The sequence below is a fragment of the Bacteroides sp. 51 genome (assembly GCF_010500965.1).
Lineage (GTDB): Bacteria > Bacteroidota > Bacteroidia > Bacteroidales > Bacteroidaceae > Bacteroides.
Genome location: NZ_QVMI01000002.1, coordinates 270134 through 293763, shown reverse-complemented (window position 1 = coordinate 293763; position 23630 = coordinate 270134). Strand labels below are relative to the sequence as shown.

Annotated in this window: 13 protein-coding genes and 1 pseudogene; 11 read left to right on the top strand and 3 right to left on the bottom strand. The window is 46.0% G+C overall.

Going from position 1 to position 23630, the window contains the following annotated elements; translation table 11 throughout:
* Nucleotides 1–4 precede the first annotated feature (4 nt).
* Together D0T87_RS03190 and D0T87_RS03185 are read right to left on the bottom strand one after the other, a co-directional pair.
* Nucleotides 5–1699, bottom strand: a complete 1695-nt coding sequence (locus D0T87_RS03190; protein WP_163172746.1) for a right-handed parallel beta-helix repeat-containing protein — start codon at nucleotides 1697–1699, stop codon at nucleotides 5–7.
* A 42-nt stretch (nucleotides 1700–1741) separates the two neighbouring features.
* Nucleotides 1742–4171, bottom strand: coding sequence for a glycoside hydrolase N-terminal domain-containing protein (locus D0T87_RS03185; RefSeq protein WP_203558595.1), 2430 nt, complete (start codon nucleotides 4169–4171; stop codon nucleotides 1742–1744).
* Between the two features lie 153 nt (nucleotides 4172–4324).
* Between D0T87_RS03185 and D0T87_RS03180 the strand changes: the two genes are divergently transcribed.
* The 4 genes from D0T87_RS03180 (at nucleotide 4325) to D0T87_RS03165 (ending at nucleotide 14650) form a co-directional block, all read left to right on the top strand.
* On the top strand, nucleotides 4325–8347 hold the full coding sequence (locus D0T87_RS03180; RefSeq protein ID WP_163172744.1) for a hybrid sensor histidine kinase/response regulator transcription factor: 4023 nt from the start codon (nucleotides 4325–4327) through the stop codon (nucleotides 8345–8347).
* A 137-nt stretch (nucleotides 8348–8484) separates the two neighbouring features.
* Nucleotides 8485–10506 carry an alpha-galactosidase gene (locus D0T87_RS03175; protein ID WP_163172742.1) on the top strand — a complete coding sequence of 674 codons (2022 nt, stop codon included), beginning with the start codon at nucleotides 8485–8487 and terminating at the stop codon, nucleotides 10504–10506.
* A gap of 8 nt (nucleotides 10507–10514) precedes the next feature.
* The gene (locus D0T87_RS03170) at nucleotides 10515–12464 is read left to right on the top strand and encodes a sialate O-acetylesterase (RefSeq protein ID WP_163172740.1); all 1950 of its coding nucleotides are present in this window, start codon (nucleotides 10515–10517) and stop codon (nucleotides 12462–12464) included.
* Nucleotides 12465–12490: 26 nt separating this feature from the next.
* Nucleotides 12491–14650, top strand: a complete 2160-nt coding sequence (locus D0T87_RS03165) for an alpha-galactosidase (RefSeq protein ID WP_163172738.1) — start codon at nucleotides 12491–12493, stop codon at nucleotides 14648–14650.
* Nucleotides 14651–14777: 127 nt separating this feature from the next.
* On the opposite strand, the gene D0T87_RS03160 is transcribed toward D0T87_RS03165, so the two are convergent.
* Nucleotides 14778–16586, bottom strand: a complete 1809-nt coding sequence (locus tag D0T87_RS03160; RefSeq protein WP_163172736.1) for a long-chain fatty acid--CoA ligase — start codon at nucleotides 16584–16586, stop codon at nucleotides 14778–14780.
* A 236-nt stretch (nucleotides 16587–16822) separates the two neighbouring features.
* Here D0T87_RS03160 and D0T87_RS03155 point away from each other — a divergent pair, with 236 nt between their 5' ends.
* From D0T87_RS03155 to D0T87_RS24470, 7 genes and pseudogenes are all read left to right on the top strand, one after another.
* A complete protein-coding gene (locus tag D0T87_RS03155) occupies nucleotides 16823–17896 on the top strand; it encodes a M20 family metallo-hydrolase (RefSeq protein ID WP_163172734.1) in 1074 nt (357 codons plus the stop codon).
* Nucleotides 17897–18037: 141 nt separating this feature from the next.
* Entirely contained in the window at nucleotides 18038–19315 is a 1278-nt protein-coding gene (locus D0T87_RS03150; RefSeq protein WP_163172732.1) for a Gfo/Idh/MocA family oxidoreductase, read from the top strand.
* Between the two features lies 1 nt (nucleotide 19316).
* Nucleotides 19317–19550 (top strand): hypothetical protein, encoded by a 234-nt coding sequence (locus D0T87_RS03145; RefSeq protein ID WP_163172730.1) that lies wholly within the window; start codon nucleotides 19317–19319, stop codon nucleotides 19548–19550.
* Entirely contained in the window at nucleotides 19547–20347 is an 801-nt protein-coding gene (locus D0T87_RS03140) for an FAD:protein FMN transferase (protein WP_239063441.1), read from the top strand. Before D0T87_RS03145 ends, D0T87_RS03140 begins: the two co-directional genes overlap by 4 nt.
* 20 nt (nucleotides 20348–20367) lie before the next feature.
* Entirely contained in the window at nucleotides 20368–21795 is a 1428-nt protein-coding gene (locus D0T87_RS03135; RefSeq protein WP_163172729.1) for a Gfo/Idh/MocA family oxidoreductase, read from the top strand.
* A 179-nt stretch (nucleotides 21796–21974) separates the two neighbouring features.
* Nucleotides 21975–22640, top strand: a pseudogene (locus D0T87_RS24475) (DUF1080 domain-containing protein); the annotation flags it as partial.
* Nucleotides 22629–23417, top strand: coding sequence for a sugar phosphate isomerase/epimerase family protein (locus tag D0T87_RS24470; protein WP_370526815.1), 789 nt, complete (start codon nucleotides 22629–22631; stop codon nucleotides 23415–23417). The pseudogene D0T87_RS24475 and the gene D0T87_RS24470, both read left to right, overlap by 12 nt.
* Nucleotides 23418–23630 lie beyond the last annotated feature (213 nt).

Below are 23630 nucleotides of genomic sequence, written 5' to 3'. Positions count from 1 at the left end.
TATATTATTTATTTCTGTTTCCTTCAATACACTGATTAATGCAGTTTTCTAACCGGATAAAACTGTCGTCCGGAATAGTGCGGGTGGTTTCGAAATAATTATCTGTAATTGAAATACCATCCGTCCAGCGTGCCTCAACTGCCGGGGCGCTGTTTAGCGTAAAGCGATTGGATTCGATGCGTATTCCCCGGTGCACATATCCGTCGGGCCGGTGGTTCTCGGGCGCAATGCTGATCACCGGACTTCCGCACTCTATAAAGTTATTGTGCCGAATAAGGACATCATGTACGGGTCCCGACTCATACCAGCCCCTTGCATCGTTGCATATAGCAATGGCGCTCATCGGAGTGCGGTAGAAAACATTATCCTCAATGCATACCTTCTGCCGGGTGGTAACAAGAATGCCACGTGTAGGCATGCGCGAGAAGTAGTTGTTGCGGATTTCTACCTCCGGTGTCCAGGTGATATTCTCTACAGCCGCTTCCTTCTCCTGTACCGCCCCGGGCACGGGATGGCTCAGTGTCAGTTTAATTTCGTAATCATTCAGGCGTTCCACCTTCTTCACCGTAGCGGCAAACAGGCACTTCAGAGCATGCACATCGGTAATCTCAATCTTATCTCCGGGAAAAAAGGCATCGAATCCGTAAGACTGATCGTGCATAAAGCGAACGCGCACCACATTGTCGGCCTCATAAGCCATGACTTTCAGGTGTGTGCCATGAATATTGATCGGGTCGTCGTGCGCACCTTCGAAGCGGGAATTCATAATGCTAATCTTTCCTTTACATCCCGACATCTGAACGAAATCGGCAAATCCAGCACAGGTACGGCCGCTACCATATTCGGGTTCACAGTTCAGGCGGTCGTAGGTCAGGTTCTCGGAGTATTGCCCCACGATACCAAAGTTGCCCAGGAAGTGAAGGTTGAGGTTTTGAAGCGTGACGTTTTTACTCCGGTGGATAAAGCCACAGACTTCATCGCGAATCGCATCGCGTATTTGCAGTATCTCACCGGGATACACATTCGGACGATCAGCGTATTCAATGCGAATCAAGTGCTTCCCCACTTCTTCTACACATACCTTTCCATCGGTAGGCAACGACCGGCGGTGGGTAATGTTAGTTTGCGGATTGAACGTTTGCGGCGCTACGCCTCCTGTGAAGCTCCACCCCTCGCCCTTCCACAGGATATCGTTATCTTTTATTTCATAGTTATTGTCCGGATGCACGCGGAAGGTTGCCGTGCGGGCGGCAACATCCACAACAGTCATCTCCGCCATAGAAGGATCGGCGGCTTTAAGGCTGAAATTGCATAGCATAATGTTTTCGCACTGGTCTACGACAAAGGTTGTCATTTCTCCGTGCGTAATAAATCGCGCTCCCCCACCGTTGATGGTTACGTTCTTCAAGTCTCTCAGCCAAAGGCCGATATGCTTGGTCGGGTCCGGATTCTCACGCTCGGAAGCAGTATTCGATATATAATATATATGTGTAGAAGCACTGGTGCGATGGATATGATAATCTCCTTGCTCCAACCTGATTTCTACCTTTTTACCGTTGTGCTGGCGCGCTTGTTCTATGGCCGACTGGAGCCGCGGAGTGGCGTCTCCTTCACCCGACTTTACGAGAATAACTTCCTGCGCCGGCATGTTAAATGCCAGGCACAGGAAAGTAATGATTAAGAGTGTTTTTTTATGCATATTATCTAATAAGGTATAAATATACTAATTACAGAATCAAGGTTAATTTATTTCTACCAAATCATTTGCTTTAAGTGATAAGGTGATAATTGTACTGGCAGAAGAAGTTGTAGTTGCCTTCTCGCCATTGGTCAGGATATTATATTTCTTTCCCTCGGGCATTCTTATCGAAAACTCACCATCGACAAGAACCTTAAGGGAAGCCTTGGTAAGGACACTGTTTTTCCAGTTGGCAGACACCTCACCTCCTCCTCTGACGCTTAATCCGCTATAGCTTCCGTCTTTCCATTGTTCGGGCAAACAAGGCAGGAAATCAATAACACCATCGTGGCTTTGCAGCAACATTTCGGCAATACCTGCCGCACCTGCTGCATTTCCGTCGAATATAAAAATATCATAAGGAGCTCCGGCAATACCGGCAGGCGATATCGAAAGCAGGTTCTCGCGTGTTAATGTAGCCAATAGCTGTTGCACGCTGGCATAGGCATCGGCCTTATCGCGAAGGCGGGCATAGAAGCAAACCATATTGGCGCGACTCCATTCGGTATCTTCCCAGTCGGGAGTAGCCAAACGGTTCTCGATAGCTTTTCTGGAAGCCGCCGCCAGCTCGGGCGTTTTATCAATAGTAATCTGCGAGTACGGATAAAGCGCCAATAAATGGCTGGTATGCCGGTGATTAGGGTGTGCTTCTTCGTAATCCTCAAACCATTCTTGTACCCCTCCGTATCTGTTCGATATAAAGAAAGGAGGCAGTAGGTCGATCGCAGCTTGCAGACTATCGGCAAAACTGTGGTCGATATCCAGTATCTTAGAAGCGGCTACACAGGATGAGAAGATTTCGTGCGCCAATACCCTGTCGCAGGTAGGCATCATGGAAGCCGCATGTTCACCGCCCTCATAACGGAAACTGTTCTCGGGCGAGATGCTGGGACCGGTCATCAGATATCCATTTCCGGGGTGGACAACCATATAATCCAGTAAGAACTCTGCATTTCCTTTTAATAAGGGGTAAGCCACCTCGGCCAGATATTGTTTATCCTGGGTATATTCGTACTGTGTCCATAAATGGGATGCCATCCAGGAAGAGGCAGTAGGAAACAATCCCCACAAGATGCTGCCTGATACGGCTGTATATCCCCAAGGGTTGGTCGTAGTGTGGGTGGTCCATCCTTTGCATCCGTAGAGGTCTTTTGCCGTTTTAGCTCCGTGGTGCGAGAGGTCTTTGATAAAGTCGAAGAGTGGAGTGTGGCAATCGGCCAGGTTTCCGACATTGGCAATCCAGTAGTTCTGCTCGGTGTTGATATCCAAGTGATAATCATTTGTCCATCCCATGTGGCAAGCCAGGTTATCATTAAAGAACCCTTGCAACGCTACGGGCAATGGTGAGTTCGGACGCGAAGAAGCAATCAGCAGATAGCGTGCATACTGGAAGAAAAGGGCATCCAGTCCGGGATCTGTGGTTCCTTCCTTTACCTGCGCCCAACGTTTGTTGGTAGGCATGTCGTTGTAGCTTCCGTCTCCCAAGGTCATGTCCACCCGTGCAAACAGGGGAGCATAATCCTCAACGTGGCGTTTGCGAAGGTCGGCATAATCGGCGGCCATTGCAGCCTCTACCGTTTCGCGGCAAACCTTTTCATAATCGTATCCGGCAAAAGTCGTGTTCTTGAAACTGGTGCGTATATCTGCTATAAGGGTTACTTCGTTAGCCTCTTTAATCTCAAGTGTTCCTTCTTTCGTTTCCAACGTACCTCCCTGGAACTTTATGGCTATGCGACCGTCGAAAAGCACACCGCCTTTTCCTTGTTTCGGAAAGTCGGCATTCCCGGTGTAAACCAGTTGATTGCCTTCGGCGCGCACTTCTGCATTACGTAGTAAATCGAGGCTGATCTCCATTTGAATAGCGCCCGGTTTATCGGCCTTCATGTTCCAAACGATCACATCGTCGGGGTTTGTGGCGATACACTCGCGGGTATAATTCACATCCCCTACCCGGTAAGTCACCTTGCTGACGGCTGTCTTCAAATCCAGTTCGCGTTGGTATTTCGTAATCTCTCCTTCCGGATAGGTGAATCCTATTTTCAGATCGCCCATAGGTAAGTGGGTACCGAAAGAGCTCGACGTTCCGTGCATGGCTCCACCTGCAATATGATTGCCTTCGGGCAGTTTACCGTCGAAAAAGAGTTGCCTTAACTCATCCAGCTTCTGACGGCCGAAAGGGCGTTGCTGTCCCTCGTCATATTCGCCCGACCACAATGTACTTTCGTTCAAAGCCAGTGTCTCTTCTTCAATTCCTCCATATACCATAACTCCCAGGCGACCATTGCCAACCGGAAGAGACGCCATCCATTCGGTGGCAGGCTCATTATACCAAAGCTTCATTGTATTCTCACTGGAACCGGATGACTGGCAACCGACTAGCAATAGCAGAGTTGAGCTACAGATTAACTTGGCTACACTTCTTATTTTTTTCATAAATCCATAATAAATAATTCAACATGCTACAAAGATATTGGGCGAGTTTCGACGAAAACAGTACGAATTCGTCTATTACTGGTACAAATACTTCATCTTGAACCAACCTATTGTTTTTTACTTATATTTGCATCAAACGTAACCTTTCGGACCATGAAACGATTAGCACAAATTCTACTTATTGGCGTTTTATTTTGTCTTATTGCGCATCCACTCTTCGGGCAAGATAACTCAAACTACTATTTTAATCATATAGATGGAGAAAATGGTTTGTCGGCCAGCAATGTAAAAGCTGTCTTGCAGGACAGTTACGGTTTTATGTGGTTCGGCACAAAAAACGGTTTGAACCGGTATGATGGCACATCTATTCTGCAACTGAACTGTAAAGACCTGAAAACCGGCACCGGAAATAATAACATCGCTGCTTTGTTTGAAGATAAAGAGCACAAACTATGGGTAGGAACTGATCGCGGAATATACATTTATGATCCGGAAGAGGATACGTTTACATTAAAGAAACCAACCTCTCCGGATGGGGTCAGTCCCGATAACTGGGTGGCAGAGATATTGTCCGACACCCTGGGAAACATATGGTCGCTTATTCCCGACCAGGGGATATTCTGCTTCCGGAAGGATAAGATGGATTATTATCCCATCACCGACAAAGTGAACTTTAAGAATGAAAGTCCGAACTGTATTTGCACCAACGAAAAAGGAGAAATCTGGGTAGGCACATCTTATTTAGGGTTATTCAAATACAATGTAGAGAAAAACCTCTTTGAACAGCATGCCGGTGGCGCTGAAAGAACACTGATCGGAAAACGAATAGAAAGCATCTGCTTTCAGGGTGATGACCTGATTCTGGCTATCCACGATGGGGAGTTGCTTAAATACACCCCCGCTACGTGTAAAGTGTCGCCCATTCCTTTATTCAGCAAACAAAAAACCTTCCTGCGTGATGTACTTTGTGTGGACGATGAAATATGGGTGGGATCTCATCACGGTTTATACGTGGTGAATGAAAAGAGACAAAGCATTGTTCACCTCAAACAAGACCTGATGCGCCCTTTCAGTCTTTCCGATAATTTCATATATAATATTTATCAGGACCACAACGGAGGAGTTTGGGTAAGCACCATGTTTGGTGGAGTTAATTACCTGCCAAAGTATCCTTTCTTTTTCGATAAGTATGTACCGGGCAGCGATGGGAACTCATTGAACACCAAACGAATCCGCGGACTGGCCGAAGATAATAAAGGAAACATCTGGATCGGAACAGAAGACGGAGGAATTAATGTATTGAATCCACTCAACAGTTATGTCTTTCAGGTGCATAACCAGAAATCAGACTATCCGATATCATTGTGCGTAGAACACTACGACGATAAAATGTACTGCGGCTTATTTAAACAGGGAATGGATATCTTTAATCTGTCGCGTAAAAACATCTTTGGGGTTAATGAAAAACCATTGGGTATAGAAGAAGGAAGTGTGTACTCTTTCCTGATAGATAGCAAAGAACGTAAGTGGATCGGTGCAGGATGGGGATTATACAGAGCAGAAGCCAATAAAAATGAGTACATAAAACTAGATACCGTAGGCTATAACTGGATATTTGATCTGTTCGAAGCAAGTAACGGCATGATCTGGATTGCAACCATGGGAAATGGACTCTGGAAATACAACCCAGAGACAGAAATCTTCCATTGGTATGAAGCAGGAAGAGAAAACCTGAGCTCCAACTCGGTCAGCTCCATCATGGAAGACCGGAAAGGGAACATCTGGCTTTCCACCGACCGCGGAGGTATTTGCCGTTATGATGAAAGCACAGACGACTTTACCACCTTCACGATTAAAGACGGCCTGCCGGACGACGTAGCCTATGATATTCTGGAAGATGATAACGACAATTTATGGTTCGGTACAAACAAGGGATTGGTTAAATTCAATCCCGAAACAAAAGACATCCGCGTATTTACCACCAAAGATGGTCTGCTGGGCAATCAATTCAGTTATAAATCGGCATTGAAAGCCAAAGATAACCGCTTCTATTTCGGAGGAATAAACGGATTGATTGCTTTTGATCCCCATACAGCCGAAAGAGATCAGCCTATTGCCCCGGTATACATATCTAAACTAAGCATTTTTAATAAGGAAGTAACGGTGCATACGCCAGGAACTCCACTAAAGAAATCCATTATCCATACGGACAAGATTACTCTTCCTTATAATCAATCCAGTCTTAGCTTTGACGTTGCCTTGCTGAGTTATTCAACCAATCAGGTGAACCAGTATTATTATCGTATGGACCCATTGGATAAAGAATGGATTCCTGCCGTTAGCAACCAAAATATATCGTATGCCCAACTGGCTCCCGGGAAGTACACTTTCAGAGTACGGGCAACGGCAAGTGGGAAAAGCACTAATATGTCAAGCTGTTCATTGGCTATCGTCATTCTCCCTCCCTGGTGGCAGTCGATCTGGGCTTATTTATCATACATTACGGCCGGTATGGTATTGCTGTATGCCTGTCTTTTCTGGTATAATCGTCGTAGGAAACGGCAGATGGAAGCACGTCAAAAGGTATTCGAGATGGAGAAAGAAAAAGAACTGTATGAGTCAAAAGTTAAGTTCTTTACGGAAATAGCGCATGAAATCCGCACTCCCCTTTCTTTAATTAATGGCCCGTTGGAAGCTATACAGGAAATGGATGTCCAAGAGTCCGGATTAAAGAAATACATTCGTGTAATGACGCAAAACACCAAGCGCCTACTCGAACTGACCGGACAACTACTTGACTTCCAGAAGATCAGTGCAAACAAATTAACGATGAAGTTCGAAAGCGTAGACATAACCCACCTGCTCAAAGAAACCATTGCCCGTTTCGAGGTAACCATTGCGTTAAACAAAAAGGAACTGATTCAGAATCTGGAGGAAGAACATGTATGGGCCGCCGTTGATAAAGAAGCTATTACCAAAATAGTGAGCAATCTGTTGAACAATGCACTGAAGTATACCCGCAAAACAATAGTCGTTGAACTTAAAAAGAGTGCAGACACCTTTACGATCCGCATCATTAGCGATGGAAATAAGATCCCCAAAGAGGTCAGCCAACAAATCTTTGAACCTTTTTATCAAACCGATAAGGATGCAGAAGTAAGAAACGGCGTAGGCATCGGGCTTTCTCTAGCTCGTTCATTGGCTCTGTTGCATAAGGGTTCTCTCTTTCTGGATACCAAACAGGAAGATAATGTGTTTGTACTCACCGTTCCACTCAACAAAGAAGGTATCATTTTAGAGAACGATAAGGTGATCCAGAAAGACATCGTTGTGTTGGACGAAGAAACATCTGTCACTACATACATGAACACGTATACCTTATTGTTGGTAGAAGACAATGAAGATATGCTTCAGTTTATGCAGAGCAGACTCGACGAGTTCTTTACAACAGAGATAGCCCGCAATGGGAAAGAAGCGCTTGAGGTACTCCGTAGCGCGAATATCGACCTGATCATCTGCGATATTATGATGCCCGTTATGAATGGATATCAATTATGCAGAGAGGTAAAGTGCGATATCAACCTATCTCATATACCCATCATTTTCCTTACTGCAAAGAATGACCTGGAAAGCAAGATCAATGGGTTGAAGTATGGGGCAGAAGCCTATATTGAAAAACCCTTCGCGTTTAATTACCTGAAAGAACAAATCCTCTCCTTGCTCGATAACCGGCGCAGGGAAAGGGAAGCGTTTTCCAAACGACCCTTTTTCTCTGTAAATAACATGCAAATGAATAAAGCAGACGAGGCGTTCATGAATAAAGTAATTCAGATTATTGAAGATAATATTACCAACGACAACTTTAGTGTTGAACGTATGGCCGAAATCCTCCACATGAGCCATTCCAGTTTGTTGCGTAAGATAAAGACCCTGTTCAACCTGTCGCCACTCGATTTTATCCGGCTGATCAAATTAAAGAAAGCAGCCGAATATATTCAGGATGGTAAGTACCGGATTGGTGATATTTGTTATATGATAGGAATTAATTCGCCTTCTTATTTTAGTAAATTGTTCCTGAAACAATTTGGTATGACTCCCAAAGATTTTGAAAAGCAATACCAAAACGGGAATCAGTTTGTTATTGTGCAGGAGATTAAAAAAACCGGAGACGGATAAAGCAATAAATGGTATTTTCTACGCATAACGCTTCTTTGTATGCAGCTTTGCCGTAATCGTACCATTTTTTGCCTTTTTTGTAATTTCCCGATCTATTGTTTATCTCTACTTTTGAGGTGCAATAGATTAATCAAACCATGAAAAACAAAAATCAACCTTTAAAGATCATTCTTAGAGTATGTCTTATCTCTTTTTTCCTTCTTTCTTTCGGGTGTAAGAGTCAGGACAAAGAACTGATAACAGGGAAATGGAGTATTCGTTTCGATACGGAAAAGAAAGTTGTAAGCGTTCAGCAACACGCGAAACTTATCATAGACAATCTGTACGCATCCTATATATGGGATGGAAAAACAATTACCACCTGTGATTATCCGGATTATAAGATTCAAACGAATAAGATAAACGACTCCTTTGGGCAAGGATATGCGTATGTAATAACGTACACTGGTAATACATTACCCAAACTCACCCAGTATTTTTATCTCTATCCGGATAAGGACTTTCTGCTGACAGACTTTACATTGGAAGGCAAAGAGGAAATCGCTTCCAACCGCATGGCTCCTATTCATATGGATCAGGTGCCACAGATACTTACTCCGGGTGAAAACAACCGGGCATTATTCATTCCTTTTGATAATGATAAATGGGTTCGCTATCAATCCCATCCGCTGGTCTTCGACAGCTTAACAAGCTATGAGGTCACTGCCATTTTTAATAATGACGACCGGCAAGGAATCGTTATCGGTTCTGTGGAACACGATAACTGGAAAACCGCAGTACGATTAGGTAAAGGTAATAAAGACAATATAGGTTCATTGGTTTGTTATGGAGGCGTAGCCGATGAGCTGACACGAGATGTAAAATCACACGGTATAGTAAAAGGTAAAAAGATTAAATCGCCCAAAGTATTATACGGGCTTTTCGGTAACTGGTGTGATGGGCTGGAAGCATATGCTAAAGCCAATGCTGTAATTGCCCCTCCCAAGTCTTGGAAAAAGGCTGTTCCGGTTGGCTGGAACAGTTGGGGGGCTTTACAGTTCAATCTGACGTACGAAAAAGCATTGGAGGTTTCCGACTTCTTCAAAGAGAACCTCCAGAACCATCATTTCGTTAATGCAGATAACACAGTTTATATCGGACTGGACTCCGGTTGGAATAGTTTCAGCGAGGAACAACTGAAATCATTTATTGCCAGATGCAAAGCCAACGGGCAGATTGGGGGTATATACTGGACACCTTTCACCGATTGGGGTCGCAACCCGGAACGCACCATCGATGCAGCGCCTACCTATAAATACAAGGATATTTACCTGTATGCCAACGGAAAACCACAAGAATTGGATGGTGCTTACGCTATCGACCCTACACACCCGGCAGTGGAGGCCATGATGAAAGAAACAGCCGGACTATTTCACCGGACAGGTTTTGAATATGTAAAGATGGACTTTATGACGCATGGAGCCATGGAAGCCGATCAATGGTACAATCCGGCAATAACCACAGGTATACAAGGATATAACTACGGCATGCAGTTGCTGGACAAGTATTTTGGCGATATGTATATCAACCTTTCCATTTCGCCTGTTTTCCCAGCTCATTATGCACAATCCAGAAGAATAGCCTGTGATGCCTGGAATAAAATTAAGGATACGGAATATACATTAAACGCACTCTCATACGGCTGGTGGCAACAATACATCTATTCGTATAACGATGCCGATCATATCGTACTACGAGATGCTACCGAAGGAGAAAACCGGGCACGTATCACTTCGGGCATCATCGCCGGAATTTATATCGTAGGCGATGATTTCAGTAAAGACGGCCCGGAAGAGGCTAAAGAACGGGCAAAGAAGTTCTTAACCAACGCGGCGGTCAATGCTGTTGCCACAGGCGAAGCATTCCGTCCTGTAGAAGGAAACGGTGAACGGTCTGAGCATATCTTTGTCCGGAAAGAAAAGGATGGAACATTGCACTGTGCCGTATTTAACTATTCGGAGAACGAATTGCAAATGAATCTATCAATGGATAGACTTGGGCTGGATTCTGCCCGGTCCTATCAGGCAACCGAAATATGGAGCGGACAACAATCAACAGCCAATGGCCAAATACAGGTTTCCATACCTCCAAAAGACGCAAAGTTGATCGCATTTAAATAAACAAAAATATGAACAGATTCAAACTACTTCTCTTTTCTTTGTGTTTCGCTATTGTTGCCCAGGCAAAAGTAGTGTTGCCTTCCTTCTTTACAGATCATATGATCGTACAGCAAAATTCCGTATTAACTATTCCCGGAAAAACCAAAGCTGGAAAAAAGGTAACCGTGAAAGCCAGTTGGGATACCCAGAGCTATGTGGTTAAAGCTGACGTAAACGGTGATTTCCGGGTAGAGATTCCTACTCCTGCTGCTGGAGGTCCTTACAATATAACCATTTCGGATGGAACAACCCTTACGCTGAACAATATTCTCTCGGGCGAAGTATGGTTTTGTTCCGGACAGTCGAATATGGAAATGCCGGTAGCCGGATGGGGAAAGGTATTAAACTATGAAAAAGAAATAGCCGAGGCTAATTATCCCTCCATACGTTTATTGCAGGTTAAGAAAACGGTTGCTTTTACTCCACAGGAGAATGTGGAAATGAATATGGGAGGTTGGCAGGAATGCAGTCCGGCTACCGTACCGGAGTTTTCTTCTGTAGCTTATTTCTATGCACGCAAATTATGGCAAGAGTTGAATGTTCCTATCGGCGTCATTGATTGTACCTGGGGAGGAACACCTGCCGAGGCGTGGACAAGTTACCAAACGTTGAAGCAAGTGATGGGATTCGAGGACAAAATGGCCCGGATGAACAGCGTAGGGTTCAACCAAGAGAAACTTATTGAACTATACTATCAGGAAATGGACGAATGGCTCCAACAGTTTAACCTTCAGGATGCAGGAATCAAAGACGGAGTTCCACAATGGATTTCGGCACGGCAAACAGGAAAAGAGTGGAAGCCTATGCAGCTACCGGCTTACTGGGAAACCAAAGGGCTAAACTTTGACGGTATTGTCTGGTTCCAGAAAGAAGTGGAGATACCTGTTGAATGGGATGGAAAAGAAGTCTCTCTCAGCCTGGCTATGATTGACGACGACGATGTTACTTACTTTAATGGCAAAGAGATTGGTAAAACTTCGGGTTGCAACACCATGCGTAACTATAAGATTCCGGCAGATCTGGTGAAAGCCGGAAAGGGCATTATCACCATACGGGCTATAGATTATGGTGGCGAAGGTGGTATACACGGAGAGCCGCAAAACCTGTTTATTGAAGGTAACGGAAAGAAGATTTCACTGGCCGGCGACTGGAGCTACCATTTGGGAGCATCTATGGCAAATGCACCTTCCCGGCCTCTTTCTCCTGAAGGTACAGGATGGCCCACTTCCTGCTATCCTACTGCGTTATACAATGCTATGGTTCATCCTTTCACCGTTTTTCCCATCAAAGGAGTTATTTGGTATCAGGGAGAACATAATGTAGGGTATGATGAGCAATACAAACGCTTATTCCCGGCCATGATTGCCGATTGGAGAAAGGCATGGAAACAAGATTTTCCTTTCTATTTCGTTCAGTTGGCCAACTATCTGGACCGGGCAGAAGTACAGCCGGATTCTAAATGGGCAGCTCTCCGCCAAGCACAGGCCGAGGCGCTCCACTTGAAGAATACAGGCATGGCCGTAACCATCGACATTGGCGAAGCGCATGACATCCACCCAAAGAATAAACAAGAGGTGGCAAGGCGGCTGGCCGTAAATGCGCTGGCCAAAACGTATCATAAGAACGTCTCTTCCGACGGCCCGGTGTTCCAAAGCTTTGAGGTTGCCGGAAACACATTGACTGTACGCTTCGATGAGGAGATATTGTTGAAAGGAAGTACCCCGAAAGGCTTTATCGTAGCAGGCCCGGACGGAATATTCCACCCGGCAACTGCCACAATCCAGGGAAAGACGGTCTTGCTGCAATCTTCGCACGTAGAGATTCCATTAGCGGCACGATATGGCTGGGCCGACAATCCGGAGTGTAATTTATATGGCACGAATGATCTCCCTGTTGTTCCTTTCCGGACAGATAAATAACTATTAACCTATTAAAAACGAATATTGTGAAACTAAGATTAACCCTTTTATTTTGTTTGCTGGTTTGCTTACCAGGTATACTTATCGCTGCCGATACCCCTACTATTAAAATCGAAACCGAAAACATCAGTCTGATTTATCGGGTGGGAGATAACGGACGCCTGTACCAACATTATTTGGGCCGGAAACTTACCTATGAATCCGATCTCAACCACCTTCCGCAAGGAACAGAAGCCTACCTGACGCACGGTATGGAGGACTATTTTGAGCCTGCCATTCAAATACTGCATAACGATGGAAATCCGTCTTTGTTATTGAAATACGTAACCCATTCCAGCAGTTCTTTAGAAGGTGGAGTGAACGAAACAATCATTACCCTACAGGACGACAAATATCCGGTGACCATTAAGTTGCACTACATCAGTTACGACAAAGAAGATATAATCAAAACATTCACCGAGATCAGTCACCGCGAAAAGAAGCCGGTTATATTAAGCCGGTATGCCTCCTCGATGCTCCATCTTAACCGCGCAAAATACTTCCTTACGGAATTCGCAGGCGACTGGGCTCATGAAGCAAACATAACCGAGCAGGAACTGGACTTTGGTAAAAAGGTAGTCGACACCAAACTCGGCGCCCGCGCCAATATGTTCGTATCGCCTTTCTTCCAACTGGCCGTCGACCGTAAAGCAGAAGAAAACAGCGGCGAGGTGTTGGTCGGCAATATCGGGTGGACAGGAAACTTCCAGTTTACCTTCGAGGTTGATAACAAGAACGAACTGCGCATCATTTCCGGAATCAACCCCTACGCATCCGAATACCAATTACCTGCCAATGAAACGTTCCGTACGCCGGACTTCTATTTCACGTATAGCTTTGAGGGCAGAGGGCAAGCCAGCCGCAACTTCCACGATTGGGCACGCAGGTATCAATTAAAAGATGGTGATAAAACTCGCATGACGTTGCTCAACAACTGGGAAGCTACTTATTTCGACTTCAACGAAGATAAGCTGATCGGCCTAATGGACGAAGCGGTGAAGCTCGGTGTAGATATGTTCTTATTGGACGACGGATGGTTTGCCAACAAATATCCCCGTAGCGGCGACCATCAGGGATTGGGCGACTGGGACGAGACGAAAGATAAACTCCCCAATGGTGTAGGTCGTTTGGTAGAAGAAGCAAAGAAGAAAGGCATCAAGTTTGGTATCTGGATTGAACCCGAAATGGTAAATCCCAAAAGCGAATTGTACGAGAAGCATAAGGACTGGGTCATTCATCTGCCTAACCGGGATGAATATTATTTCCGCAATCAGATGGTGCTTGATCTGAGTAACCCGGCCGTACAAGACCACGTGTTTGGAGTTGTCGATAAATTAATGACCAACTATCCCGACATTGCTTTCTTTAAATGGGATTGCAACAGCCCCATTACCAACATCTATTCTCCTTATCTCAAAAACAAACAATCGCATTTATACATCAAGCACGTACGCGGACTTTACAACGTGTTGGAGCGTGTAAAAGCCAAATACCCCAACCTGCCGATGATGCTTTGCGCCGGTGGTGGCGGTCGTTCCGACTATGAGGCCCTGAAGTATTTCACCGAGTTCTGGCCAAGCGACAATACCGACCCGATCGAACGTTTGTTTATCCAGTGGGGATTCTCGCAGATATTCCCCAGCAAAACGCTTTGCGCACATGTCACTACGTGGAACCGCAGTGCCAGTATCAAGTTCCGCACAGATGTAGCCATGATGGGTAAGTTGGGTTTCGACATCAAACTGGAAGACATGAACGGCGATGAGCAGCAATTCTGCCGTCAGGCTGTGGGGCATTATAATCAATTAAAGCCGGCCATTCTGGAAGGCGATCTCTACCGGTTGGTTTCGCCTTACGGAAGCAACCATACTTCTTCGATGTTTGTGGATAAGGATAAGAAGAGCGCCGTGGTATTTGCTTTCGATATTTATCCTCGTTATGGTGAGAAACTGCTTCCTGTGCGTTTGCAAGGACTGGATAGGTATAAGAAATACCGGGTGAAAGAAATAAATATGATGCCCGGCTCGGGTTCTTCGCTACAGGGCAACGACCAATTATTCTCCGGCGAGTATCTTATGACCGTAGGATTGAATATGTTTACCACCCAGCGACTGCATAGCCGTGTGATTGAGATAGTAGCTCAATAAATTCAGAAACTTTCTCAGCCAAGTTGAGGTACTTTCTCAGTCAGGTTGAGAAAGTATCTCAGCTTAGTTCAGGTACTTTCCTGGCATCACTGAGAAAGTACCTCATTTCTTAAGAGGAAATACGAGATTATTCCTCGTACATTTTATCAATCAGATCCTTGTAATTCTCTGCGATAACCGAACGTTTCAGTTTCAGGGTGTTTGTCATTTCACCACGTTCCATGCTGAACGGTTCGGGCAATAATGTGAAAGATTTAATCTGTTCATAATGTACAAACTGCTGCTGCAAAGTTCCGATACGTGCCGTGAACAGGTTGATAATATCCGGATGCTGCAAAAGGTCTTTCATGTCTGTATACTTGATTCCCTTTTTGTCTGCATACTCCTTTACCAACGCGTAAGCCGGAACGATAAGGGCGGAAACGAATTTACGTTGATCGGCAATAATGGCAATCTGGTCGATGTAACGATCAATAACCAATTTGGTTTCCAACGCCTGCGGAGCGATGTATTTCCCGTTCGATGTTTTGAAGAGGTCTTTTATGCGCTCTGTCAGATACAACTCGCCATCTTTCAGGTAGCCGGCATCGCCGGTACGGAACCATCCATCTTCGGTGAAAGCCTCTGCCGTAGCCTCGCTCTTGCGGTAATATCCCTTGGTGATGGTTTTTCCTTTCAACTGGATTTCGTTATTCTCGCCAATCCTCACGCCCAGGTCAGGCATAGGAACACCTACGGAGCCGATGGTATAGCCCGAATCTCCATACGTACAGGAAACGGTAGCCGTAGATTCTGTCAGCCCGTAACCCACAATCATAGGAATGCCTACAGAACGCACGAACGACCACACCTCATCGGGAACAGCCGCACCGGCCGTAGGGAAGAAGTGCCCGTTCTCAATACCCACCGTTTTCTTCAAAAGCTGGTAGATGGTTTTCTCGTAGAATTTATACTTAAGTTGCAACAACAACGGTGGTGTTTTCCCTACGCGCAGGTAATCCAGATTATGAATCCGTCCCACACGTATGGCATCCTGCATCAATGTTTTCTTAATGCCGGTGGCCTGGTTAATAACCTCCTGTACCCCCGAGTAGACTTTTTCCCAGAACCGGGGAACACTACACATCAGCGTCGGGCGAATCTCTTTAATCGTGGTCTGGATATCGACCGGACGGAGGTTAACGCAAATCAACACGCCTTTATGTACACAAAGGTTGCACCACGCTTTTTCGAACACATGGGTCATCGGCAGGAAGTTCATGGAAACATCCTGATCCGACATTGTCGTCAGGCGGATATCGTGAATCCGGAACACTTCCAGATAGCAACTGTGATGCAGCATCACTCCCTTCGGCTCTCCGGTTGTGCCCGATGTATAGAGGATATTGGCCAGATCATCTTCCGTTGCACGCAACGTCCGCTCCTCTACTATATCATTGTGAGGAAGCCCTTCGCCCAGTTCAAGGAACTCATCAAAATAAATAGAAGTCGTATCACGAGGGTCTTTCTGGACGGAACGATCGAAAATGATCAGCTTCTCCAACGTAGGGCAATAGCTGATGATGCTAAAAGCCGCATCGTACTGAAACTGCTCGCCAACAAACATAAAACGGACTCCCGCATCATTCACAATATACTGCGCCTGAATCGGAGAACTGGTTGCATACAAAGGAACAGACACTGCACGATTCCCAAACGCACCATACTCCACATACAAGCACTCGGGCTTATTCTGCGAATAGATCGCTATATTTTCCTCTTCCTTTATGCCAAGCTGAACCAGCGCATTGGCCGACTGCCTTACCAATTGCGAGAACTGATTCCAGGAAACAGAATGCCACACCTCTTTCTCGTAATCCCGATACTTAAGGGCAACCCTGTCTCCATACTTTTCTGCCTGGCGATGCACCAGCACAGATAAATGATAATACGCCATACTATATATAAGTTTATAAGGCCGAAACCTGATACAAAGATATAGTTTTATCTGGAAGCGGCAAGGTGCCACCGCCAGGTTTTCGATGCCACGTAGTAAGAATAATTCCTCAAAAACACTAAAATACGGAGTTTTGATCTTTTTGTTTCCTTTTTTGAAACGATATTTGCATTTTATAATTCCCAATTCCTAATTATTTTCTGTAAGTTTGCAAACAGCAATATTTACGTATCATAATGGCAAACTATGAATCTCTATCAGTCGAAGCCGTTGGCCTATTGAAGTCGCTCATCGGCATTCCATCCCTAAGCCGCGAGGAGACTGCTGCTGCTGATTTCCTGCAACAATATATTGAAACACACGGTATGGCAACGGGACGGAAAGGGAACAACGTCTGGTCCTTCAGTCCCATGTTCAATACCCAAAAGCCAACCATCCTGCTCAATTCGCATATCGATACAGTTAAACCGGTTAGCGGTTGGCAGAAAGACCCGTTCACCCCCACCGAAATCAACGGCAAACTATATGGTCTGGGCAGCAACGACGCCGGAGCAAGCGTTGTTTCCTTGCTGCATGTATTCATCGAACTCTGTCGCACCGAACAATCCTACAACCTGATCTTCCTGGCCTCCTGCGAAGAAGAAGTATCCGGAAAAGACGGCATAGAAAGCGTAATACCCGAACTCCCTCCTATCGCCTTCGCCATCGTAGGCGAACCAACCGAGATGCAACCCGCCATTGCCGAGAAAGGACTGATGGTTCTCGACGTAACCGCCCTAGGCAAAGCAGGCCATGCCGCCCGCGATGAAGGCGAAAATGCCATATACAAATCCCTGCAAGACATCGGGTGGTTCCGCGACTATCGTTTTGAAAAGGAATCCCCGTTGCTGGGCGCGGTAAAGATGAGCGTAACCCAAATCAACGCAGGCACCCAACACAACGTCGTTCCCGACCGCTGCACCTTTGTTGTCGACATTCGCAGCAATGAACTATACAGCAACGAGGAGTTATTCGGAATCATCACCCAACACATCTCCGGCGAAGCCAAAGCCCGTTCTTTCAGGTTGAACTCTTCACGTATATCCCAAGAACACCCATTTGTACAAAAAGCGATAACATTGGGGCGCGAACCGTTTGGCTCGCCCACCCTGTCGGATCAGGCATTAATGCCGTTTCCATCGGTCAAAATGGGTCCGGGACGCTCATCACGGTCGCATACCGCCGATGAGTATATCATGATTAAGGAGATAGAAGAAGCAATAGAATTATATATCCAAATGCTGGACAGGCTAGAGCTTTCCGGGATTTAACGGGATGATTATAAGAAGAATGTTACACATCCCCCCCCAAATTAATCGGAAATTAATTGAGCAGGTAATAACCTAAACTTACATTTGCTAAAAACATTAAATAATTAATACCTCGCTGCGGCACGTTGCCGCATAAACACTATGGTTACAAGAAGAGACTTTCTGAAGAACATAGGGATGGCAGGAGCTGGAGCACTCCTGGCCTCTACCCCTTGGCTATCAGCATTTGCCGAAAGAAACAACACAGTAGGAGAAAGAGCACGGATCGGTATCATCGGCCCGGGTTCCAGAGGAAGGCACTTGATGGACTTCCTTTCCAAGAACAAAAAGGCCGAGATCGTTGCCATCTGCGACATCTACCAACCCTCCATTGACGAAGCCCTGAAGCTCGCGCCCAAAGCCAGAGTCTACTCCGACTACCGCAAAATGCTGGAAGATAAAGAAGTAGACGCCATACTCATAGCCACACCCCTCAACCTGCACTGCCAGATGACACTCGACGCTTACGATGCCGGCAAGCACGTATACTGCGAGAAATCTACAGGCTATACAGTCGAAGAATGCCTCCGGATGTACGATAAGCACATCGAAACCGGATTGATCTTCTTCGGCGGACAGCAACGCCTGTTCGACCCCCGCTACATCAAAGCCATGGAAATGATCCACTCCGGCATGTTCGGCGATATCGAAGCCATCCGCACCTATTGGTTCAGAAACGGAGACTGGCGGCGCGAAGTTCCATCGCCCGAGCTGGAACGCCTCATCAACTGGCGGTTATACCGCGAAACCTCCAAAGGACTTATGACAGAACTGGCATGCCACCAGTTGCAAATCGGTAGCTGGGCACTGCGTACCCTGCCCGAAAAGGTAATGGGTCACGGGGCAATCACCTGCTGGAAAGACGGACGCGAGGTATACGATAACATTAACTGCATTTACGTGTTCGAGAACGGAGTCAAAATGACGTTCGAATCCGTCATCTCCAACAAGATGAACGGGTTGGAAGAACAGATACTCGGACACCTGGGCACCATTACCCCCGAAAAGGGAACGTTCTATTGGGAGAGCGTCGCTCCCTCTCCGGCTTTCGTCCAGATGATTAATGAAATCGAGAGCAACATCTTCGATTCACTACCGATGGCAGGCACAAGCTGGGCACCGGAAACCGCAAAAGAACAAAAAGGAGAATTCATTCTCGGCAAGCAACCCAGCGGAGACGGCACCGACCTGATCCTAAACGCTTTCGTTGAAGCCGTAATCACGAAGCAGCAACCCGAGAACATTGCCGAAGAGTGTTATTACGCCAGCGCTCTGGCCTTGTGGGGTGACGAAGCCCTGCAAAGGAATGAAATCCTCACCTTCCCCGACGAATACAAGATTGATTATTTGAACCATAAAAGAATAGTAAAGGAGGCATAACATGAAAGATACAGTAATCACCGCAAAAAGAAAAAAGACCGAATTCATCGCCTTTATTGTCTGTTTCATCCTTGCCAATCTACTAAACATATACGCCATCATACGCTACAACACCACCGCCTGGGAGGTACTGACTTCCCTGGGATTTGTGTTGATCGCCTCTTTCGTTTTATATGGCCTCTGGGTTCTTGCCCGGCTGGTGTTCTTTGGGATAAGAAAAGCATTCTCTAAATGAAAGAGGTAGGGTTCTTCTATAAGAATAAGATGTTATATGCCTGGTTCTTTTCCATGCATACACGGGCTGATATACTCTTATGTGGTGAGGACGAACCGAGACTGAAACAAACTGTAAACCAGATCTACACAGAACTCAACCGGTTAGAGAAGATAGCCAGCTATTTTGATCCTTCCAGCGAGTTGAGCCGCGTTAACCAGAGTGCCGACGTAGCCCCGATTCCGGTTGGCGAGGACCTGCACCGAATGATTACGCTCTGCGAAGCGTTCTATCAAAAGACAGATGGCTATTTCGATATCACCATAAAGTCGGATAACTATAACAGGCAAACATTCCCGCAGTTGGAAGTCAGCGATCATAGCATTTTCTTCCGGCAGAAAGGGATAAGACTAGATTTATCGGGGTTTCTTAAAGGATACGCATTGGAGCAGATACGGAAGATATTAACCTCAGAATCTGTTACAGACTCTTTAATCAACCTGGGCAATAGTTCAATCCTTGCCACAGGCAATCATCCGAATGGCAAGGCATGGAGAATCAATCTCGGGAAAGAGGGGCTTACCACCAAAGATTGCTCCCTGAACAACCAATGCTTAACCACCTCGGGGAATGAAAACAATAAGCCCAAACATATTATATGCCCGGATACGGGGCAATATATCGAAAGTTTAGACACACTGTCCGTCATTACGGATAGCGGCACGGAAGGAGAAGTCTTGTCCACCGCCCTGTTTGCCGCCCCAGCCTCTAAACGTCCTGAACTTGTACAACGATTTAATGCACAATATATTCATTAACCTAATTTTATAATAACACCATGATCACAAGAAGAAAATTCTTAAAAGCCGGAGGGCTGGCCAGCGCCGGACTACTTCTGGATGGTTTGAATCCGCTTTCTTCGATGACTGCGGCTAGTCAGGCCAGAGTTAAAGGAGCCAACAGAAAAGTAAACCTGGCATGTGTCGGCATCGGAAACCGTGGAGCCGAGATTATCAAAGACTTTAATAAAACGGGGCTTGCCAATATCGTTGCACTTTGCGACGTAGATATGGGTGCGCCACAGACTCAGGAAATTATGGCGATGTTCCCCAACGCCAAAAGATTCAAAGACTTCCGCGAGATGTTCGATAAAATGGGGAATGAAATAGAAGCCGTATGCGCCGGAATCCCCGACTTTGCACACTTCCCTGTATGTATGATGTCTATGGCACTAGGCAAACACATCTATGTGGAGAAACCCATGGCCCGCACATTCTACGAAGCCGAACTGATGATACAGGCAGCCAAGAAGTATCACAATGTAGTGACCCAAGTAGGAAACCAGGGACACTCCGAGGCTAATTATTTCCAGTTCAAAGCATGGAAAGATGCAGGCATCATCAAAGACGTTACAGCAGTAACAGCCCATATGAACGGCGAAAGAAGATGGCATAAGTTCGATCCGAATATCTACAAATATCCCGAAGCCCAGCCTATACCAGGAACGCTCGATTGGAACACCTGGTTGTGCGCAGCACAATACCACGAATACAACAAGGACTACCACAACGGTCAATGGCGCTGCTGGTACGACTTTGGCATGGGAGCATTGGGCGATTGGGGCGCGCATATCCTGGATACCATTCACGAGTTCCTTGAGCTTGGATTACCCTATGAGGTTACCGCCTTGAAAGTAGATGGCCACAATGACTATTTCTTCCCGATGGCTTCGACCATTCTCTTCCGATTCCCGCAAAGGGGCAACATGCCTCCGGTAGATATTACGTGGTATGACGGTGTAAACAATGTGCCCGAAGTTCCTGCCGGTTACGGAACATCGGATATTGATCCTAATATTCCAACCGTGGCAGGAGGAAAGCTTCAGCCTACTAAGTTGAATCCGGGAAAGATCATTTATAGCAAAGACCTGATCTTTAAAGGTGGATCGCACGGAAGTACCCTTTCCATCATTCCGGAAGAGAAAGCTAAAGCGATGGAATCGTCACTTCCGGAAGTTCCGAAGAGTCCGTCCAATCACTTTGCCAACTTCTTACTGGCTTGTATGGGCGAGGAAAAGACCCGCTCTCCTTTCGAAATTCATGGACCATTGAGTCAGGTATTCTCGTTGGGTGTAATGGCTCAGCGGTTCAATACCAAACTGGAATTTAACAGAGATAGTAAGCGAATTACCAATAATCCATTTGCTGATGCATTCCTGACGCAGATGCCACCACGCAAAGGTTGGGAGGAGTTTTATAAACTATAATGTTATAACTGTAGGGGCGGTTCGAGAACCGCCCAATGCACAGAATACACAGTAAACCATTTACGGGCGGTTCTCGAACCGCCCCTACAGTGAATCATTTACATCAAAACCATTAAATAATGAAAAAAATACTATTACTTACTGCACTATTTATCACTGCAAACATATTCGCCCAGGACAACACCTTGTCCCAAAACGAAATAGCAGACGGATGGAAACTGCTATGGGATGGAAAAACAACCGAAGGTTGGCGGGGAGCAAAGCTCGACCAATTCCCTACTAACGGATGGTCCATCAAAGACGGCCTATTGAAAGTACATGCCAACGACGGTAAAGAATCCACTAACGGCGGAGACATCGTAACCACAAAGAAATACAAGAACTTCATCCTGAAGGTAGATTTCAAGATCACCAAAGGAGCAAACAGCGGTATCAAATACTTTGTCGACCCTGACATGAATAAAGGCGAAGGCTCTGCCATCGGTTGCGAGTTCCAAATCCTGGACGACGACCACCATCCCGATGCTAAACTCGGAGTAAAGGGCAACCGCACACTGGGTTCTCTATATGACCTGATTCCATCGGATAAAACCGTAAAAGGATATAATTTCGACAAGAACGGCTTCAATACAGCGATGGTTATCGTGAATGGTGATAAGGTTCAACATTACCTGAATGGAGTCAGAATCCTCGAATACATCCGGAACACACAAGAGTTCAACGCTTTGGTGGCGTACAGCAAATATGCCAACTGGCCTAACTTTGGCAATCATATCCAAGGGCATATCCTCCTGCAAGACCACGGCGATGAAGTGTCCTTCAAGAACGTTAAAATCAAAGAACTATCCAGCGAGCAGCTTGCTCCCGAATTTGTCGACAAATTCAAGGTGGGTATGGCAGGTTACACCTTCGTTAAATTCAACCTGGACCAGACATTGGAAGTAATGAAGAAAACCGACGTTCATTACCTGTGTATAAAAGACTTCCATCTGCCTTTCAACAGCACAGACGAGCAGATTGCCGAGTTCCACAAGAAACTGGCCGACAATGGTGTTACCGGTTATGCCGTTGGCCCCATCTACATGAAATCCAAGGAAGAAGTAGACAGAGGCTTTGAGTACGCCAAAAGAGTGGGTGTAAAACTCATCGTGGGAGTGCCCAACGTAGAACTTCTGCCTTATGTAGACCAGAAGGTGAAGGAGTACGATTTCAAGTATGCTATCCACCTTCATGGACCTGACATCGCCTTGTATCCTGATGCCGACGATGCATGGAACCACACCAAAGACCTTGACCCTCGTATTGGCATGTGTCTGGACATTGGTCACGACACCCGGAACGGCAAGGACCCGGTAGCTGATTTACTGAAGTACCACACCCGCGTGTTCGATATTCACATCAAAGACGTAACCGGAAATACCAAAGCCGGCTACTCCGTTGAAATAGGAAGAGGTATCATTGACTTCCCGGCTTTCATCAAAGCACTGAGAGAGGTGGGTTATGATGGCGTTTGCAGTCTTGAACATGAAAAGAATATGCAGGACCCTTTCATCGGAATAGGCGAATCCATCGGATATTTCAGAGGAATCGCGGCAAGGTGCCGCTGCCAAGGTTACCAATGACAATGTCCACCCCCTGCCCCCGCCAGCGGGGGATACCTGCGGCATCGTATCCCCCGCTGGCGGGGGCAGGGGGTGGATATTGTCATTACAAATAGTTCTATATTTTAATATAGTGGCGACTCGCAATGACGAATGGGAGTTTTTACACAGCCTCCCAGATGGCATGGTAAAACTCCAGAAATTGCCCTTGACTCTCATCAGACAAGACGCCGG

Excerpts from the sequence above, each read along its gene's own strand:
- D0T87_RS03190 (WP_163172746.1), bottom strand. The coding sequence starts at position 1,699 with ATGCATAAAAAAACACTCTTAATCATTACTTTCCTGTGCCTGGCATTT.
- D0T87_RS03185 (WP_203558595.1), bottom strand. The coding sequence starts at position 4,171 with ATGAAAAAAATAAGAAGTGTAGCCAAGTTAATCTGTAGCTCAACTCTG.
- D0T87_RS03180 (WP_163172744.1), top strand. The coding sequence starts at position 4,325 with ATGAAACGATTAGCACAAATTCTACTTATTGGCGTTTTATTTTGTCTT.
- D0T87_RS03175 (WP_163172742.1), top strand. The coding sequence starts at position 8,485 with ATGAAAAACAAAAATCAACCTTTAAAGATCATTCTTAGAGTATGTCTT.
- D0T87_RS03170 (WP_163172740.1), top strand. The coding sequence starts at position 10,515 with ATGAACAGATTCAAACTACTTCTCTTTTCTTTGTGTTTCGCTATTGTT.
- D0T87_RS03160 (WP_163172736.1), bottom strand. The coding sequence starts at position 16,586 with ATGGCGTATTATCATTTATCTGTGCTGGTGCATCGCCAGGCAGAAAAG.
- D0T87_RS03155 (WP_163172734.1), top strand. The coding sequence starts at position 16,823 with ATGGCAAACTATGAATCTCTATCAGTCGAAGCCGTTGGCCTATTGAAG.
- D0T87_RS03150 (WP_163172732.1), top strand. The coding sequence starts at position 18,038 with ATGGTTACAAGAAGAGACTTTCTGAAGAACATAGGGATGGCAGGAGCT.
- D0T87_RS03145 (WP_163172730.1), top strand. The coding sequence starts at position 19,317 with ATGAAAGATACAGTAATCACCGCAAAAAGAAAAAAGACCGAATTCATC.
- D0T87_RS03140 (WP_239063441.1), top strand. The coding sequence starts at position 19,547 with ATGAAAGAGGTAGGGTTCTTCTATAAGAATAAGATGTTATATGCCTGG.
- D0T87_RS03135 (WP_163172729.1), top strand. The coding sequence starts at position 20,368 with ATGATCACAAGAAGAAAATTCTTAAAAGCCGGAGGGCTGGCCAGCGCC.